Annotated in this window: 11 protein-coding genes, 1 other RNA gene and 1 pseudogene; 5 read left to right on the top strand and 8 right to left on the bottom strand. The window is 71.0% G+C overall.

What is annotated here, in order from left to right:
* Position 1: 1 nt before the first annotated feature.
* Together C1J00_RS03665 and C1J00_RS03660 are read right to left on the bottom strand one after the other, a co-directional pair.
* The gene (locus tag C1J00_RS03665) at positions 2-1201 is read right to left on the bottom strand and encodes a hypothetical protein (RefSeq protein ID WP_146046127.1); all 1200 of its coding nucleotides are present in this window, start codon (positions 1199-1201) and stop codon (positions 2-4) included.
* A 25-nt stretch (positions 1202-1226) separates the two neighbouring features.
* Positions 1227-3812, bottom strand: coding sequence for a serine/threonine-protein kinase (locus C1J00_RS03660; RefSeq protein WP_102907581.1), 2586 nt, complete (start codon positions 3810-3812; stop codon positions 1227-1229).
* 182 nt (positions 3813-3994) lie between these two features.
* Between C1J00_RS03660 and C1J00_RS03655 the strand changes: the two genes are divergently transcribed.
* The 3 genes from C1J00_RS03655 to C1J00_RS03645 all read left to right on the top strand — a co-directional run bounded on the left by C1J00_RS03655 (position 3995) and on the right by C1J00_RS03645 (position 8112).
* A complete protein-coding gene (locus C1J00_RS03655; protein ID WP_146046126.1) occupies positions 3995-5896 on the top strand; it encodes a hypothetical protein in 1902 nt (633 codons plus the stop codon).
* 44 nt (positions 5897-5940) lie between these two features.
* Positions 5941-7251: a CHAT domain-containing protein gene (locus C1J00_RS03650; protein WP_102907579.1), complete on the top strand. Its 1311-nt coding sequence runs from the start codon at positions 5941-5943 to the stop codon at positions 7249-7251.
* A gap of 96 nt (positions 7252-7347) precedes the next feature.
* On the top strand, positions 7348-8112 hold the full coding sequence (locus C1J00_RS03645; RefSeq protein WP_146046125.1) for a hypothetical protein: 765 nt from the start codon (positions 7348-7350) through the stop codon (positions 8110-8112).
* A gap of 22 nt (positions 8113-8134) precedes the next feature.
* On the opposite strand, the gene C1J00_RS03640 is transcribed toward C1J00_RS03645, so the two are convergent.
* From C1J00_RS03640 to C1J00_RS03630, 3 genes are all read right to left on the bottom strand, one after another.
* Positions 8135-9298, bottom strand: coding sequence for a ComEC/Rec2 family competence protein (locus C1J00_RS03640; RefSeq protein WP_102907577.1), 1164 nt, complete (start codon positions 9296-9298; stop codon positions 8135-8137).
* Positions 9295-11214 (bottom strand): CHAT domain-containing protein, encoded by a 1920-nt coding sequence (locus tag C1J00_RS03635; RefSeq protein ID WP_102907576.1) that lies wholly within the window; start codon positions 11212-11214, stop codon positions 9295-9297. The genes C1J00_RS03640 and C1J00_RS03635 overlap by 4 nt, the downstream gene beginning before the upstream one ends.
* A 205-nt stretch (positions 11215-11419) precedes the next feature.
* Positions 11420-12985 carry an IS1182 family transposase gene (locus C1J00_RS03630; protein WP_102907575.1) on the bottom strand — a complete coding sequence of 522 codons (1566 nt, stop codon included), beginning with the start codon at positions 12983-12985 and terminating at the stop codon, positions 11420-11422.
* Positions 12986-13209: 224 nt separating this feature from the next.
* On the opposite strand from C1J00_RS03630, the gene C1J00_RS03625 reads away from it, so the two are divergent.
* Positions 13210-14403: a DUF6907 domain-containing protein gene (locus C1J00_RS03625; protein WP_102907574.1), complete on the top strand. Its 1194-nt coding sequence runs from the start codon at positions 13210-13212 to the stop codon at positions 14401-14403.
* Between the two features lie 247 nt (positions 14404-14650).
* Here the strand turns inward: C1J00_RS03625 and rnpB are convergent.
* The 3 genes and pseudogenes from rnpB to C1J00_RS03610 form a co-directional block, all read right to left on the bottom strand.
* Positions 14651-15061: RNase P RNA component class A (gene rnpB / locus C1J00_RS03620), an RNA gene on the bottom strand.
* A gap of 209 nt (positions 15062-15270) precedes the next feature.
* A pseudogene (locus C1J00_RS03615) lies at positions 15271-15708 on the bottom strand (AraC family ligand binding domain-containing protein); the annotation flags it as partial.
* Positions 15709-15733: 25 nt separating this feature from the next.
* Positions 15734-16303, bottom strand: a complete 570-nt coding sequence (locus tag C1J00_RS03610) for a Uma2 family endonuclease (RefSeq protein ID WP_180989394.1) — start codon at positions 16301-16303, stop codon at positions 15734-15736.
* Between the two features lie 172 nt (positions 16304-16475).
* Between C1J00_RS03610 and C1J00_RS03605 the strand changes: the two genes are divergently transcribed.
* On the top strand, positions 16476-17231 hold the full coding sequence (locus C1J00_RS03605; RefSeq protein WP_102907572.1) for a MerR family transcriptional regulator: 756 nt from the start codon (positions 16476-16478) through the stop codon (positions 17229-17231).
* The last annotated feature ends 104 nt before the right edge of the window (positions 17232-17335 follow it).

The raw sequence follows: 17335 nt of genomic DNA, 5'->3' as shown, positions 1-17335 counted from the left end.
TCTATGCCTCCCGTTCCCCACCGTGCTGCCGGCCCTGATCCTGGTCGCGTCGGGGCACGGTTCCCGTCGGGACCCTGGGCACCGGCCGCACCCCCGGTTCCTCCACGAACCGCTCCTTCAGCCGTACGTGGTAGCGGCCGAGGCCGTTGTGCAGGGCGGTCAGGCCCTCGCAGAACACCCGCTGTGCCCGCCGGTCGGCGTGCTCGCCGCCGTCCGTCCCGGCGTCGCGCACCACGATGTGGTTGAGCCGTGCGCTCCCCCGGTCGAAGAGGATCTTCAGCCCGTATCCCGGTTGGTCGGGCAGTCCCGCCACCGCTGTGCCCTCGTCCACGAGCGCGGTCTCGAACCCTTCCGAGACCTGGTAATCGAGGTCGGCTAGAACCCGCGCCAGCGCCTGCGCGGCGATCCTGCGGGTGCGGGCGACATCGGCGTCGGCCACCGCCTGTTCGACTTCCACGACGAAATCCGCGGGCACGTTCTCCCGTCGTTCCTCGATCACTTCGGTGAGCCTGGCGGCCAGTCGTCCGGCATGCGCACCCGGCACGTCCTGCAGCCGTGCCAGGAGCACCGCGGCCTGCTCGGCCGCGGCTTCCACCGTCCGCTGACGGCGTTCGGCGGTGCGGACCTGGTCCTCCAGCCGACTGAGGACGAGGCGTGCCCGCTGCTCGCCGGCGGACGCGATCTCGGCGGCGTTCTCCCGGCATTCCTCCCTTACCTGCGCGGGCACTGCGGCGGGCAATCGCGCGAGCAGGGCGGCGGCGCGTTCGGCCATGCGCCGTACGCTTTCTGCGGACTCCTGTTGCCGGCGGGCGCGGGACTGCCGGGCCTCTTCAGCGGGAGTGGCCGCCGCCGCGCGGCGGGCGACGCGCGGGGCGGGCCTGGCCGCCAGGGCAGAGAGCGACTCGCTGAAAGCGCGCTTCAGCTGGTCGTCGAGCACGGTCCGTGCCTGTTCCCGCTCCGCGTCCAGCCGCGTGGCCGCCGCTTCCAGTTCGTCGGCCGAGGCGTGCGGTGACGGTTCGGCGGCACGCCGGATCGTGGAGATCGCCTTGCCGTACGAGGTGCGGTACGCGGTGGTCTCGGTCACGAGGGCCGTGTGGCGGACCGCAGCAAGGCGATAGCGCTCACGGGCCGCTCGTCTGCGCCTGGCCTCGATCTCCTCCGGTGTCTCCACCCGGTAGGAGGCGGCGCCCATCGAGCTCAAGAGGGCTCCTCGCGCTGCCGGTTCGTCACCACAGCTCCTTCGTCTCGACGGGTAGGAGAGCGGTCGGCCACCAGTCGAAGGCGGGGCCGATCAGCAGCGCAAGCACCGCGAGGACCGTTAGCGTGCGGGCCCAGAGCGCCCATGTGGCCGAGCGGCCGGAGACCGGGCGGCGGTCGGCCCACATCGCGATGCCGATCAGTCCGGCCAGCACGATCACGGCCGCCACTCCGGCCGCGGTGCCAGGGTGGTCGTGGATGCCCGGCTGTGTCTCCAGGTCCAGCAGGACGTCCTTGAGATCCGATCCGGGGAGGTACGGGAAGCGGACCTCCTGGCGATGACCGTTCCACAGCGTCACGGCGAGTGCGGCGCCGGCCGCCGCGACACACCAGCCGGCCAGCTTGGCCGCCGGAGCGGGGTTGCGTTGGAGTAGGACCAGCGAGAGCAGCACCGCGGCCAGCGGGACACTCAGGGTGTACTGGAGGTCCGCGGCCGTCGTCGCGTACTTGCCGAGCTCGGTCTCGGGGGTCTCCCCGGCCCAGCTGAGCCAGGCCACGACCGCCACGTAGAGCGCGACGAGCGAGAGGAGGAACAGCGCGGTCGCCGTCATCAGGTCCCCGGACAGCCGCAGCGCGTGGGTCCGGGCCTCACCCAGGGCGTTCTTGAGCCCGGTGCGGCGACGTTCCCGGGCTCCGCCGGGCTTCTGCAGCTCCTGCAGCCCTTCCGCCTTGGCCTGGGGCAGCAGCATCTGGGCGAGCAGCAGCCGGGCGACGGAGTCACGGTCGCGCACGGCGTCCGCCGACAGGTCCATCCACCAGGAGCAGGCCCGCAGTTTCGGGACGGTCCGGCGCTGTACGCGGATACTCGACCGCAGTCGCTGCACGCTCGCCGGGTCGAGAACGCTGCGCAGGCACAGGACGCGCAGTTCACGGTTCTGGTGCAGCCCGCGCAGCACCTCGGCCAGCTGGGGCGGTGCGGCGGTCCCCAGGCGGGAGACCAGCGCGCTGATCTCGCGTCCGAGCCGTGCCTCCTCCTCCGGCAGTGTCTCGGCGGCCCGTACGAGGACGCGGCAGCCCCTGCCGCACCGGCTGTGGCCGCGCTCGTCGGGGGTGGCGCAGGGGTGGGAGGCGAAGACATGCAGCAGGTCCCCGCTGACCACGGCGATCACCTGCCGGTCCTCCGGGGCGGAAGACCGTGCCAGCTCGGCCAACCCGACGGCGTCGGCGTCGTGGCCGGCAAAGCGCGGAGGGGCCTCCTTGAGCACGGCCGCCCGGAAGGCGGCGGCCCGTACGGCGGCGTCCCGCACATCCTCGGCCGGGTGCTCGACGAGTTCGCCGGGGACTCCGCCGCCGTTGAACTCCTTTTCTAACCAGGTGCGCAGGGAGCCCAGCCATTCCGTCGACAGGAACGGGCTGCGGGCCACGGGCCAGCCCGCTTCCCCCATGGCCTCGGCCAGGCTTTCGCGGTCGGGGTACGTTTCGCCACCGACGCGCAGGGGTTTGCCGCTCTGCGGAGGAGGCGCGTTGTGCACCTCGGGGCTACCGCCGTTGAGCCAGATCCGCACCTGTTCGTGACCCCAGCGGTCCTCGGGCGCGCGGGTCAGCAGTCCGGCACACAAGAGGCGCCAACGCTGGTTCTCCACACCGCTGAGATCGACGCCGTGCGTGGTCAGGTGCTCGAAGAGGGCCTGGGGGCCCGACCAGCTACCGGCGCCCCCGTCATTGGGGTTGCGTCCCGTGAGCATGCGGACGACGAGGATGCCGAGTGACCACCAGTCCTGTGCGACACGGCGGTCGGCCCGGTAGAAGGTCTCCGGCGCCTGGTACATCCAACTGCCCGCCGCCAGGTCGGTCTGCCGGGTCTCGCGTGTCTCCGCGACCAGGCCGAAGTCGGCCAGGGCCACCTCGATGGGGCCGTCCGCGTGGCGGAGCAGGATGTTGGCCGGTTTCACGTCCCGGTGCGCAGCGCCGCGGCGGTCGCCGATGTGCAGTTCGGTGTGCAGATAGTGCAGGGCCTCCGCGGTCTGGCTCAGGACCGTACGGACGTCGTCCTCGTCCAACGCGCCGCGCTCGCGCAGCAGCGTGTCGAGTGAGCCGCCGGGGACGTACTCCAGCACTTCCCAGGGCCAGTCGGTGCCGTGGTCGTCCTGCTCCGAGCCGAAGTCGCGGACACGGACGACGTGCGGGTGATCCGCCTCCTTGAGGGCCGTCATGACGGGGGTGTTGCGGCGTAAGGACCCCCGGTAGAGCTTCACGACCCACTCCGAGCCGTCCCGGCGGTCCCTGACGTGCTGCACGACGAGGGTCTCGCCGCCGGCCCGAAGCGGTCGGACGACCTCGTAGCGCTCTGTGACGACGGACGGCACATGGATCCAGGCCGTCGTTGCGTCCGTGTCGCGTCCGCTCTCCCCCGGGTCCCGGCGCCGTGTGTCGGCGCGGGTGGCGTCCCCGGTCCCCGCACCGGCGGGTGGAACCGTGTCGCGCCGGGTGGCGTCCGTCCGGACGTCGGACCGGCCTGTCGGGTCGTGTCTGGTGACGTCCTCGGCGTCGCCGGTCGTGCTGTCCCCCTGGAATCTCCTGGAGTTCCCGTCCGATGGGCCTGATGCGGCGGCCATGGTCCCCCTACGGGCTGTGCTGCGTGTGCGGTCTCGCGCGTGCTATCAGCGCGGCACACGGCTTCCGGGCCCGCACTGTAGCGGCACCTTGAGCCGTGATGCCCTGATATTGCGAGAACTCCCGTGCATTTCGCTTGAGTTCGTCAATAGGGTCACGCAAGAGCGACTTCTGGTGATACTTGATGGCTCTGCCTCCGTGCCGCCCCGAGGGGGACCACGTGGATCTGGACCGGCTCCTCAGCGAGGAGGTGCCGTGCGAGCGCGTTCCGGAACTGCTGCGCCGCGCCCGGGCGTCGCTGCCCGGCCCCGACTCCTCGAAGCTGCGCCAGGCCGTCGCCCTGTCGAATCTGAGCCAGGCGCACCTGGCCGCCTATCGCTGCACGGGGGAAGTGAGCCACTGGGAGGACTCGGTGGACGCCGCTCGCCAGGCGTTGGGCCTCGTACCGGAGGGGCGCGCCGAACGACGGACACTGAGCGGGAACCTCGCGGGCTGTCTGTCGTACGGCCGCGCGGTGGGCGACCAGGAGGAGGCGATCGAGCTCTGGCAGGAGACGATGCGGGGGCTCCGTGAGGGCTCGACGCAGCACGCGGAACTCCTGGGCAGGATCGGGCAGGCCCATGTGGCCCTGCATGAACTTCGGCACCGTCCTGAAGATCTCGAGCGTGGCCTGGACCACCTGGAGCGGGCGCTCGGCTCGGCGCGGCTGCCCGACGTCGAACGCGCTCCTCTGACCATGGGGCTGGCGGCGGCCCTGCTCGAGCGGTGCCGCCGGGTCAGCGGTGATCCAGCGGACGCGGTGCGGGCAGTGGATCTGTTGGAGGAGTTGGAGCGAACGGACGGCGCGTCCACCGTCGTCGGGTTGGCGGACGCGCTCGCGGTCAATCTGGAGGCGGCGCGGCAGGAGGTGGTCCGGACCGGCGCGGATCCGGCGGCGCTCGACACCGTTCCGGAACCAGCCGCCGGGGAGTCCGGCACCCGCCTGCTGCCGGGCCTTGCCTCGTCCGGGCTGCCCGCTCAGCTGGCTGCCACTCGCTCGGCCATGTCGATGGCGCTCAGCGGCCGGCTCTCGGAAGCGGACCGGGCGATCGCGCTGGCCGACCGGCACCTCGGGGACATGGCGCCGGACGACCCGTCCCGCGCTCCGATGCTGTGCGACGCCGCCCACCACCTGCTGGCGCGCGCCCACCACCGTCGACGCGCGCAGCCCCAACTCGCCGACCAGGACGTACGGGAGGCTCTGGACGGGGCGCGTGAGGCCCACCGGGTGGCTGTGGGCGTGCATGTGGCGGGCGCGGCGGTGATGCTGGCGCAGTGCCTGACGCAGCGGTACGCCGAGACCGCCGACCGGAGCGCGCGGGACCTCGACGAGGCCATCGGCCTGCTGGAGGGTGTCCTGCGCTCACCCGGCCGACGGCCCGACATCGTCCCCCCGGCGCGGCACCGGTACGCGGAGGCGTTGCTGCTGCGCGGCATCAGGGACGGCAGTGCCGAGGACTTCACGCGGGCGCTGGAGCTTCGCGCGACGGACGCCGAGCGACTGCGGAAGGGCACCCCGAAGCGGGCGTTCGCCGAAGCCGGGCTCGCTCAGATGCTGCACATCCGGGCCGCTTCGACGGGGTCGAGCGACGACTGGGCAGAGGCGTCGAACCGGTCCAGGCAGGTCGTGCGGACGCTGGCCGCGATCACGCCGACTACCGCGCTGGACGCCGCCCGGACCTGGGCCGACCGGGCCTGGGAGGGACACCGGCCGCGCGAGGCCGCCGAGGCGTACGGCTGGCTGCTCCAACTGCTGCACAGGGTGGCGATCACCCAGACCACCCGAGCCGACAAAGAGACCGTGCTGGTCGAAGCAGCGACCGCGGGGCAGCGCGCGGCCCCGGTCCATACGGCGGCGGGCAGATTCCAGGACGCCGCAGTCGTCCTGGAGACGGCACGAGCCGTCATCCTGGCCGAGTCGCTGGACCGTGAGCGGTTCGCCGTGGGCACCCTGCGCACGGCCCGCCCCGATCTGGCCGCCCGCTATGAGCGGGCCATGTTGCGGCTGGAACAAGCCACTCAGGCGTACGACGAGGCGGGTGCGTAGTCCATGTGCCGACTGAAATCCCTGGGGCGACGGGAGCGGAACCGGTGATCCAGGACGAGCGCTCCGAGGAGATCCGGGCCGCGCGCCGCGAGCTGGACGAGGTGGTCAAGGAAATCCAGAACGTCGAGATCGACGGAGTCCGCGAGTTCGCCTCCTTCCTCGCCCCGCCCTCGATGGACGACGTCACGGCCGCTGCGTCCGACACGCCCCTCGTCTACCTCGCGCCGGCGGAACCCGGCGGCCTGGCCCTCGTCGTGCGGGGCCCGGAAGTGGATCATGTACCCCTGCCGGAGCTGACCACGCGGTCCCTGCACGAGCGGGTGACGGCCTACCTCACCGCGCACGGCGCGGCCAAGGACGCCTCCGAGGAGGCGGCGCGGCGCTGGCGGTCGGAACTCGACGACCTCACCCAGTGGCTCTGGACCGCGGTCATGGCACCTGTGTTGCCGCGACTGTCCCACGAGCCCGCCGCGACACTGGTGGCCGGCGGTCTGCTCGGGCTGGTTCCCCTGCACGCGGCGTGGACCGCCGACCCCAGCAGGCCGACCGGCCGCCGCTACGCGCTGGACCACCTCACCCTCAGCCACATCCCCAACGCCCGCGCACTGAGCGCCGCCCGTGCCCTCTCTCAGGTCCCGGCCCGGCGATTGGTGACCGTCACCGACCCGCCCCGTACGCCACGAGGCCGGGAGCTGGAGTACGCCGGCACCGAGGCGCTCGTCGCCCAGGCGGCCTTCCCGGGCGCACACGAGCCGCCCTTGTCCGGCGAGGACGCCGGCACCGTCGCGGTCTCCGCCGCGCTGCGCCGGGCCGACGTAGCGCACTTCGCCTGCCACGGCAAGGCCGACCTCGGCACCCCGCTGGACAGCCATCTGCTGCTCGCCGGGACCGATCGGCTGCGGCTCGCGGACCTGCTGCCGCTCCGTCTGCGGCTGCGGCTCGCCGTGCTGTCGGCGTGCGAGACCTTCGTACCGGGCACGGACCTGCCCGACGAGGTGATCTCCCTGCCCACCGGGCTGCTCCAGGCGGGCGCCGCCGGAGTGCTCGCCTCGCTCTGGGAGGTCCCGGACGTGGCGACGACCATGCTGATGACCGAGTTCTACCGGCTCTGGCGCCATCAGGAGGTCTCTGTCCCGCCGCCCGTGGCGCTCGCCCGGGCGCAGGTGTGGATGCGGGACACCACCGACGAGGAGAAGCTGGACCACTACGAGCGGGCCTCGGCCGAGCAGGCCCCCTGGCTTCCGCACCAGGCCGCGCGCCGTTTCCGGATCGCGCTGCGCCTTCGCGGCGCGGGAGCGGACCGTTCCCACGCCCATCCGGATCAGTGGGCGAGTTTCACCTACATGGGCGTCTGACCGGCACCGCATGGACCCCGGCGCGCACGGGTATGCCTTCGCCGGGTCTGTGGACCACTGTCCGGCGCAGGCCCGTTCAGGTAGGTGGGGATGATGATGAGCCAGTCCGCGCTTTTCCTGCTCTTCGACGCGTACAGCCGACGCGCCCGGCTGCGCCCCCTGCTGATCGCCACGCTGCCCGTGGCCCTGCTGCTCGGCGCGGGGCTTCCCGCGCTGCCGCGCTCCTCGTGGCTGTGGAGTCTGATCCTGTGCAGTGGACTCCCTTTCTGCGCCGACCAGTTGGGGCGCAGCCGGGGCAAGCGCCTCGAGGAAGCCCTGTTCGCGTCCTGGGGCGGCAAGCCCACGGTTCAGCTGCTCCGCTGGCGGGGGCCGGCCGACCGTTCCCAGCTGACGTACTTCCACGAGGCGGTCCAGCGAATCACCGGCCCTGCGCTGCGGCTGCCCACCGAGGCCGAGGAACGGCGCGATCCGCAGGCAGCCGACCGTCTCTACGACGCGGCGGGACTCGTGCTCAGGTCCCGGGCGCGTGGTCTGCCCGGCTGTGCGCTCGTCATGGAGCAGAACCGCGAGTACGGCTTCCGGCGCAACGCCCTCGGGTTGCGGCCGTACGGCCTGGCGACGGCCATTGCCGGATTGATGGCGGCGCTGGCGTGGCTGTTCGTGCCGGTCGGATTCCTGGGACGTCCGGAAACGGCGGTGGTGGTGGCCGTGACCGTGGTCCATGTGGGCCTGGTCGCGTTCTGGTCGCTGGTGGTGCGGGCGCGGTGGGTGGAGTCGGCGGCGTGGCTGTATGCGGAGCGTCTGCTGGAGACATCGGCGCTGCCGGACCAGAGTGCGTCGCCTGCCACGCCGGCGAACTGAGGCCCGCCCTCCCCGGGAGGTGTCACTCCGGTACCGGGCCCTCCGGCCGCGAAGTCCCTCGGTCGCGGAACACCGTCCCCCTGGACACGGCCACGGCGATGCCCCGGTTGTCGTCCCGCGGATACTCTGCGCGCAGCCCCAGTTCGCGCAGCGAGGGGGCGGCGTAGCGCTCCGTGCTGGGTGAGCGGTGGTTGAACCAGAGGGTGGTGTGCGGGGCGCCGGGACGGCCGGCCGCCGCGTTCCTCACCATGATCCGGGCGACGGCCTCGGGCGCCGGATGTGTGGAGCGGCCGTCCGCGAACCTCGTCCTGTGGCCGTGGCCGCCGTCCGTGGAGATCAGCCAGTTCGCGCAGCGGAGCGCGGCCACCAGTTCCCGGCTCGTGTTGTGCGCGCTGCCGTGGTGCGGTGCCTTGACCAGGGAGACCGGGAAGTCGTTGCCGTGCCATACCCGATGGAGGGAGCGGACCAGGGCTTCGGCGTGGGCGTCCGCGCCGAACAGTACACGGCTGCCGTCGGGATGTTCGGCGAGGAAGGCGATGCTGGAGCCGTTGGGTGCCTTGTCGTCGGCGTGGTAGGGGCGTGCCGCGAGTCGCGCCAGGGTCCGCGCGTCGGCGCCGTCGAACAGGTCTGTGCCGCCGAGGACATCGCGCGCCTGGCGGCGGGCCCGGGCGGCGGTGGCCCGCTGCCAGTGCGCACGCAGTGCGGTGAGCTGCTCCGCCCAGGGGGACAGCAGGGTGAGGGTCAGACCGCGCAAGGGGAACTGAGGTGGACCCGTCCTCGTGGGCACAGCGATCGGCTCACCGGACGTGGCCACGTTCCACGGGTGGCGGCCGCTCCGCAGGCATTCCGTGAGTCGTTGGGCCCCCACGACGCCGAGGGTGTCCGCGGGACCGGTGTGTTCAAGTGCGTTGAACCAGATGTCGCGCGCGGAGAAGTTCTTCGGCGGGGCGGTCAACAGCGGGAGCAGCCCGGCGAGATGGTCGTCGTCGATGTGGGTGCACACGACGAGTTCGAACTCGCGCTGGTTCTCCGGCTGTCGGGCGAAGCGCGCCGCCAGCCCGGTGGGCAGCTCACGCGTGCCGCCCGGCCCGCCGTCGATGAGCATCCGGCGCAGCCGGGGGCCGTCGTCCCACTCGACCCAGAGGCAGTCACCGTGCTTGGCGGGCAGCGCCTCGATACGGATCACGCGGCCACCAGCCGTACGTCCGCGGAGCCCAGCGCCGTGTAAAGCAGGCACAGCAGATTGCCATGGCTCTCGACGAGGTCACGCGCCGTCAGATGCAGCGCCTCCCCCAAGGTGGCCCCCGCGAGAAGCCGGTCGAAGAACCGCTCCGCCCACACGGCGCCCAACGTGGTCGGCACTTCGACGTCGGTGACGAGTACGGCACGGGCACCCTTGTCGAGAAAGTACGCGCCGAAGTCCGACCGGAGCATCGCCCCGCGCGCCCTGGACGAGCAGGTGTTCAACACCACGAGAGGGGCGCCCGGGAGCGGCACCTCGTACGGAGCATCGAGCTGCATGTCCCGCAGGCTCACCTGCTTCTGCTCCGCGAACAGCAACGTGGCGTCGGACGACGTCGGCTGTTCGCCGGGCACGAGGTGACAGTAGAAGTACCAGAGAGAATCGCACCGCTCCGGCGTTCTCAGTGCCTCGGCCACCCGGTCTCCGTCGTCGACGATCTCCGCCCGGTCCGCCATGCGCCGCTTCCAGTAGCCGACTTGGTCCGCCACCAAGGAGCGAGGATCGTCCGTGTGGGCGCGGTCGATCTCCGTGTTCACGGCGATGAAGGCGGTGGTGTCGGAGGCGGGGCGCACGGTCGCGTCCGTGGTGTGCCGGTGCTCGGAGAACTCGGGGACGACCGTGAGCCTGGCTCCGATGCCGAGCAGCCGGTAGGGGCTCAGCGTGTCTTCGTGCCAGCGGTCGGCGGCGTACAGCAGATGCCAGGGCAGGTTCAGGCCGTTGGGGACGATCTCGATATGGGGCGCGTCCGAGTCCGACCCCGCATCGGCGACGGCAGAGACGAGCATGTCACCGATCCTCGGCAGGTTCGGGCTGAGGTGCCGGCCCTCGTGAAAGAGGCGTTGGAAGAATTCGAGGCCGGACCGTGCCACGCTGCGCAGGTCCGCCGTGTACACCTCGTCCGGGATGTCCAACTGCTCCTCGTACAGCTGCCCTCGAGCGCCCGTGAGAAGCCTGCCGATGCCCTGCCGTGCGTCCTCGGCTATGCCGTCCAACAGGTCAGAACTGTAGGGCAGTTCGGCCAGCATGGCGCCTCTCCGGTCCCGGGCCACCACGCATGGGACTCCATGGAGGCGGGCGATCACCAAGGAGAGCGCCACGGGCGTGCCAGGCATGCCGGTCTGGCGCGGTGGCCGTACGGGCGCCTCCTGGTCGATCCGTCCCGACGGATGCACGGTCATGACGATCGCCTGCCGCATGTGCCCGTGGGGCGTGCGGACGACCGCGATCAGCTTCACCGGCCCGTCGTCCTTGAGCAGGGTGACATCGAACGCGGCGTCACCGGCACCCTCCGCCACGGCGAGGCCCGGGACATCGCGCCACACCACCAGCGTCCGGCGCACCGGCACCACTTCGACCGACTCGGGCAGGCCGTGGACGTCGACGTCCAGGACGGCGGACCCCGCCTCCTCGGGCACGGTCAGGGCGAGTTCGGCCGAGGCGAAGGCGTGGGGATGGGCGAAGCGGTCGACGCCGATGACCAGTCGGTGTGCGACGTGCGCGGGCAACGCATCGCCGCGTGTACGTCCGTCGAAGCGCGCGTTGATCCACTGCTCGTGCGGCATCGCGCCGAGCAGGCGACACACCGCCGCCCAGTCGATGTCCTCCAGGCCCTCGGGAGCACTCGATCGGCGACCGCGGAAATAGGCGTCCGACAGAGCCTCGCGCACCTGTGCGTAGGGGAGCAGCAACTCCATGATGGACTCGGTGTGTTCCACCCGGTCCGCGTCCGTACCGGACCGGCGGACACGGTCCACCAGATCCAGCAGCTCCCCCCGCACATCAAGCCAGTCCCGGCCGACCAGCTCGGGCAACCGCGGCCACAAGCCGACGAGTTCGACGGCCGCGTCCTGAGCGGTCATGACTTCTCACCGCGGAGGATGAGGACGCGGGGAGAGAGCCGTGAGCAGCGAAGCCGACGAGGCTCCACGCGACGTTGCCGATCGATCACTCTTGGCATAGTAGGCCAGTCGGACCGCCGGGATCGGGCCTTGCGCAAGCACTACTAGAAGGCTGATGAAGATCTTGGTGAGGGCTGTCCGGCCGTCAGGCCGGACAGCCCTCCGGTCATGTACTGACCGGTGCGACGTGCCAGGTGCCACTGGTGTGGGTGAGTCCGAGGCTGATCAGTCGGCGGAGGTTGAGGGCGGCGGCTCGGGTGTGGAGCCAGGTGTCGTTCTTGATGGTGCCGCGGTAGCGCAGACGCCGGTTGCCGTGGTGGACGAGCCAGGCGACGGCGCGTTCGACCGGTGGCCGCCAGCGGCGGTAGTCGGCCTGCCAGCCGGGATCGGTGGCGGCCTGGCGGCGGGCTGCTGTCTGGATGTTGTGATGGGGCCGGATGGTCAGGATGCGTCCGGCCCTGGCCTTGGTGCACTGCTCGCGCAGGTGGCATCCGGTGCATAAGTTGCCGAAGGATGCTTTGCGTTGGTGGTGCTGCCCGCCGGGGTCGGACAGGGCCACGGTGTGTCCGGCCGGGCAGGTCACGATGGCGGTGGTGGTGTCGATGGCGAAGTCGCCGGGGACGGCGGGCCGCAGCGGTGCGGGCTTGAGGAACAGCCGGTGCCCGGCCTCGTGGAGGGTCTGGCGGGCGTCGCCGGTGGAGTAGGCGGTGTCACCGAAGGCGTCCACTGGCTCGCTCTCCCCGGCGAGCAGGTCCAGGCCGACGGCGGCCTCATGGTGTTCGGGCCCCGCGCCGGGTCTGAGGGCGACGGCGGTGTACAACCCGGTCTCGGGCTCGACGGCCAGGTGGGCCTTGAAGCCGTCCTGCTGGTGGCTGCGGGTCTTGTGCACGTGGCGTGCTTCCGGATCGACGGTGGAGACCATCCGGTTCGGGGCGGTGCCCCGGGTGATGCGCCAGCGGCCATCCCGGCCGTCGGAGTCCTCGGCGGGCTCGACGTCCTGGCCGGCGACCAGGGCCAGGATGCCCACCGCGTTGGCCGCCCTTTCGCCGAGTTGCTCATCGGGCAGGTGGCCCAGCAGCCGCAGGGCATCGGTGACCAGTGCGTCGACCAGCACGGCGCGGGCCTGCTCGTCGTTCCAGGCGATGCGGGGCTTGCCCGGGTCGGTGTAGTCGTGCGCGCCGCACTGGGCAGCGGCGACCGCGTCGGCGCCGGGGACCTCGCGGATCACCGCGCGGACAGCGGCGATGATTTGGGTGACGGTGTCCTGGGTGGCGACCGCGTCGTCCAGCACGGTGGAGTCCAGCGCCCGGCGGTGCTTGCCCTTGAGGGTCCCGGTGGCCTTCACGACCTCGCGCACGGCCTCGAAGATCCGGTTAGGACGGGCGGAACGGGCCAGCCGGCGGCGGAAATAGGCCAGCAACGACGGATCGAACGCCATGTCGTGAAGGCCCAGGCCGCATGCGGCCTTCCACCGCAGGTCGCACCGCAGTTCCTGCACCGTCTCGAAGTCCGACAGTCCGTGCAGGGCCTGCAACGTGATCGCGGCGGCCAGGATCTGCGGCGGCATGCTCGGCCGTCCGTTCGCCGACGGGTACATGTCCGTGAACATCTCAGCCGGGAACAGCTCGCCACGATGCTCGGCCAGGAACGCGAACACACTCCCCGCCGGGATCAGTTCCCGGCAGGTCTCCCACACGTCCGGCCCGACCACCTCGCCGACCCACTCACCCATCGCCACAAGACGAGTCTGGCCCTGCCGCTGACGCGGCAGGGCCAGAACCCAAGATCTTCATCAGCCTTCTAGGGACAAGTGCTGCTCGAAAAGAGAACGGCTGCCCGCTATGAGCGAGGCTGAGCGACCACGAGGAGCCAAGCGACAGCGGACGTCGAGCCTGTGATTGTTCGTCTACCAGCCGAGGTCTCCGACCCAATATCTCTGCAACGAGGGGAAAGAGCGTGAGCACCACCGCCGTATCGACGACCACGGACAGCGGCAGCACCAAGGATTGCAGTGCACTGGCCCCCCAACGCGCCGCCAACTCCTCGTCGCCTGCCAACGGCACCGGCCTTGAGGGCGACGACTGGCAGCTGTGCCCCGTCCACCGGGACTGGTGCACCGAGACTGGCGTCCACGACGCACACATCGGAGCCCGGCACGTCGTCATGGGCAATGACGGCAGTGAACTTCTGGACGCGCGCCTGCTGGACTTCTCCGGTTCAGATCCGGTGATCGGCCTCAGCGAGACCGACACGGACGCGGCCGAGGCCCGCGCGAAGGCGACGGAGTTGCGAAGGTTCGCGGACGAGCTCGAGATCCTCGCGGACAAGGTTGATGCCGTCATCAGCCGTGAGCAGGCACCCGATCCGGAGAGGGTCGTCTGCCCCGATGGCATCTCCTTCTGCACGGGAGACCCGGCGGACCACGAGGACCCGAACGAGCACTTTCACCACGGCCCGTTCACCGCCATGGGCGCCCACCGCCCGTACGCTGGACGGCACAGGGACGGCATCATGGCGTTCCACCTGTCCCAGATCAACGACGAAGCGCCCGGACTGGACTTCGTGGCCGGCGGCGACTGGCCGACGCTCAGCCTCGGGGAGGTAGACGAACTGATCAGCGACATGAGCGTGCACCTGGCGAAGCTCCGGGCAGCACGTACACAGATCGCTGGCCTGATGTCCGGGCAGACCATCGAGACCGCGGCAACGGCCGGCCGCACTTGGACGTACGAAGACAGGTACGGTACCCGGCACACCGTCACGTGTCCGTCCTGGTGCACGGTGGATCACACCGACGACATGGATGGAACGCGCCACCCGGCCGACGTCCACCACCAGCTGTACGGCACTGTGGCCCACGCCGAATACACCGAGGGCTACGAGGACTACAAGTCCTGGCAACTGCTCTGCGCGCACCTCGCCGTGAGTCCGGACTCAACAGCCAGCCCGGCTTACCGAGTCCCGCACGTTCTGGTGGAAGTGGCCGCCGACATGTACACCCGCCCGATGGATCCCGACCAGCTGGCCGAGTTCATCGAGACGGTGGCCGGGCAGCTGGAAGAGCTTCGCGCGATGCACCCCCGGCTCGCCGCAGCCAGCGCCGAATGGGCCGCACGGCCCCACACGACCACCAACGCCGAGGCCGCCTAATCGCCGGTCCAAGGCCACCCCGAGGACTGCGATCCGCTCCCTACGTCATGGTCCGACGGCTGACGCGAATGCCCAGCCCAGAGGCCTCGCCCGCCCCTCCGCTCCTGGGACTTTTCAGGGACTTTCAGCCCTGTCCGAGGGACTTCCGAGGGACTTTCCGCCACCAACGCGGCAAGCCCCCGAAAGACCGGAAAGAGCCTCCGTCCCAGATCAGAGGCCCTTTCCGAGGCAAAGCCACAGGTAGGGGCAGACGAGTCGGGCTATACGCCGGGTTCTGTACCCCGGGACCTCGCGGTCGTCGGGGCGACGGCCATCCATCTAGGGCCGGCGTTGCCACCGGCCTCGTGCGGTCTACCCGCGGACTCGGGCGGGCAGCCCTCGATCGTCCGCGCAGAGCCACCTCCGAAAAGGCGGCCCCTCTTGACCTTGCTCCGGGTGGGGTTTACCTAGCTGCCCAGGTCACCCTGGGCACTGGTGGTCTCTTACACCACCGTTTCACCCTTACCGAGGACCGAGGTCCCCGGCGGTCTGCTTTCTGTGGCACTGTCCCGCGGGTCACCCCGGGTGGCCGTTAGCCACCACCCTGCCCTGTGGAGCCCGGACGTTCCTCGGGGAGCTCCCCGTCAGGGGGACTCCACGCGGCCGTCCGCCCGGCTCGTCTGCCGTGTCGACCATGGTACCCGGCGGATGGTCCGCTTCGGCGCCGCGGCCGTGGCCAGTACGGAGCCCACCACGATCAGGGCGAAGGCGACGCCGATGCCGAGGTCAGCTCCTCGTCCAGGAGCAGCGCGCCCGCGGCGACCGCTACCGCCGGGTTGACGTACGTGATCACGCCGGCCCGGGTCGGGCCGACCTCCTTGATCAGTTCCAGGGCAGCCGGGACTCGGCCTCCAGGGGGTCGGGGCAGGCGCTGATGTCGGTGTGGGCGGCGCGCAGGGCTGACGCCAGCTCCGGGTCGTGCAGGACGGGGTCGCTGAAGTGCGGGAGGCCGCCGCCGAGAGTGCCGTCCGTGAGGAGGGCCGGTTCCGCGTAGAGGGCCTGGTAGGCGTAGCCGTCGGCCGCTGCCGGGCCGCCCGTGTGTATCTCGCCGGGCTCCAGGACGACGATCGAGCCGGGGTAGGAGTGGATGTGCCCGCCCCGGTAGGCGATGACCTCCGAGCCGCCGACGGTGACGCCTACGGTGAACTCGGTGTGGGCGTGGGGCGCGTAGACGTGGCTGTCGAAGTGGGCGGTGAGGAGGTCGAGGGGCGGGCCGGACCGGCCGAGTCGTGCCCTGGTCCATCTCGCCTGTTCACGTGACCCCAAGTCGCCCACCCCCGCCCACAGGGGATCAGAGGAGATCCGCGGTGTCCAGGTCGAAGGCGAAGGGTTCGGGGAGAGTGACGGACTTGCCGAAGGGGCGGGCGCAATGCTCGCGGTAGTCGTCGTCCTTCGGCTCGCTGAACACGGTGACCTGCGCTGTGTCCCGGTCGACGAGCAGGTGGAGCGGGATGCCCGCGCGGGCGTAGCAGCGGCGTTTGGCCTCGCGGTCGGCCTGCGGTTTGGTGGAGGTCACCTCCATCACCATGGCGACGCCGTCGCAGGGCATCCAGGAGTCGGCCCCCCGGTACAGGCGCAGTTCCATGGGAGCGAACGTGCCGTCGGGGACCAAGTGGTTCTTCGGGCAGCCGCCTCCGCTGCGCAGTTTCAACCCCTTGTTGCCTGAGAATTGCATGTCGGTCTGGGAGCGTCTGATCACCTGGTTCACGATCAGTCCGATGTAGTCCTCGTGATCCCCGTCCGGCGGCGGCGTCACAACGATCTCCCCCTCGATCAGCTCTGCCCGGAAACCCTCCGGCGTGTCCAGGGCGAGGAAGCCCTCAAGCAGGACGTCTTCCTGCGAAAGCGGCTCGTGTGCCATGGCAGTCATGTCACGCCCCTCCTTCTGTCGCTCACCAGGCTGGGACATCGGCTGATCACCTGTCCGTGAGATCGGGATCTCTTCCCTCGATCGTGGCACACGATCAACGCCGCCGTCAGGCACCGAGCCGTTCGCTTGACCTTGCCGCAGCGTCAACGTCTTCACTGGTCGTATGCGGATCGGAGAACTCGCCGAGGTCGTCGGCGTCACCACGCGGGCCGTGCGGCACTACCACCATCTGGGGCTGCTGCCCGAGCCCGAGCGGCGGGCCAACGGGTATCGGGAGTACGGGTTGCGGCATGCCGTCGTGCTGGCGCGGATCCGGCGGCTGACCGAGTTGGGGCTGGGGCTGGCGGAGGTGCGGGACCTGCTCGCGGACGACGCCGGGAAGGACCTCGTCGAGGTGCTGACCGAGCTGGACGAGGATCTGGCGCGGCAGGAGGAGGCGCTGCGGGAGCGGCGGGCGCGGTCGCGGTCGCTGCTGGACGCGGAGGGCGGGGTGCCCGCGGAGGGGCCCGTGTCGCCCGAGCTGGCCGCGTTGTTCGCCGGGACCGCGCATCTGTCGGATTCACCCATGGCCGTCAAGGACCGCGAGATCATGGCGTTCCTGGAGACCGCCATGCCGGCGGGGGCCCGGGAGCAGATGGTGTCCTCGATCGGGGAGGCGCTGAGGAGTCCGGGGGCCGTGGCACGGGCCGGTGAGGCCTACGCGCTGCTCGACGCGCTCGCCGGTGCCGAGCCGGATGACCCGCGCGTCGACGAGGCGGCCCGGGCGCTCGCCGGCTGCATCCCGCCGGGGCTGTTCCCGGAGGCCGGGGAGCTGGACCGGGACGACGGCTTCCTGCGCGCGTTCTACGACGACCTCTCCCCGGCTCAGACGGAGGCCGTCCGCCGTGCGCTGCGGATCCTCGCCGAGGAGCGGCGATGAGGGTCGGGGGGCTGCTGGTGCGGCATGAAGTGCGGTTGCTCGCGAGTCTTGTCCTGTGGGTGGCCCGGCGTACGCACGGGACCGGCGGGGGCCGGGCCTTCGGG

Source organism: Streptomyces cahuitamycinicus, assembly GCF_002891435.1.
Taxonomy (GTDB): domain Bacteria; phylum Actinomycetota; class Actinomycetes; order Streptomycetales; family Streptomycetaceae; genus Streptomyces; species Streptomyces cahuitamycinicus.
This window is presented reverse-complemented; position numbering and strand designations above follow the sequence as displayed.

Bases quoted from the DNA above. Each gene is read 5' to 3' on its own strand.
- C1J00_RS03660 (WP_102907581.1), bottom strand. From the start codon at position 3,812: ATGGCCGCCGCATCAGGCCCATCGGACGGGAACTCCAGGAGATTCCAG.
- C1J00_RS03630 (WP_102907575.1), bottom strand. From the start codon at position 12,985: ATGGGTGAGTGGGTCGGCGAGGTGGTCGGGCCGGACGTGTGGGAGACC.
- C1J00_RS03645 (WP_146046125.1), top strand. From the start codon at position 7,348: ATGAGCCAGTCCGCGCTTTTCCTGCTCTTCGACGCGTACAGCCGACGC.
- C1J00_RS03610 (WP_180989394.1), bottom strand. From the start codon at position 16,303: ATGGCACACGAGCCGCTTTCGCAGGAAGACGTCCTGCTTGAGGGCTTC.
- C1J00_RS03655 (WP_146046126.1), top strand. From the start codon at position 3,995: ATGGCTCTGCCTCCGTGCCGCCCCGAGGGGGACCACGTGGATCTGGAC.
- C1J00_RS03605 (WP_102907572.1), top strand. From the start codon at position 16,476: ATGCGGATCGGAGAACTCGCCGAGGTCGTCGGCGTCACCACGCGGGCC.
- C1J00_RS03635 (WP_102907576.1), bottom strand. From the start codon at position 11,214: ATGACCGCTCAGGACGCGGCCGTCGAACTCGTCGGCTTGTGGCCGCGG.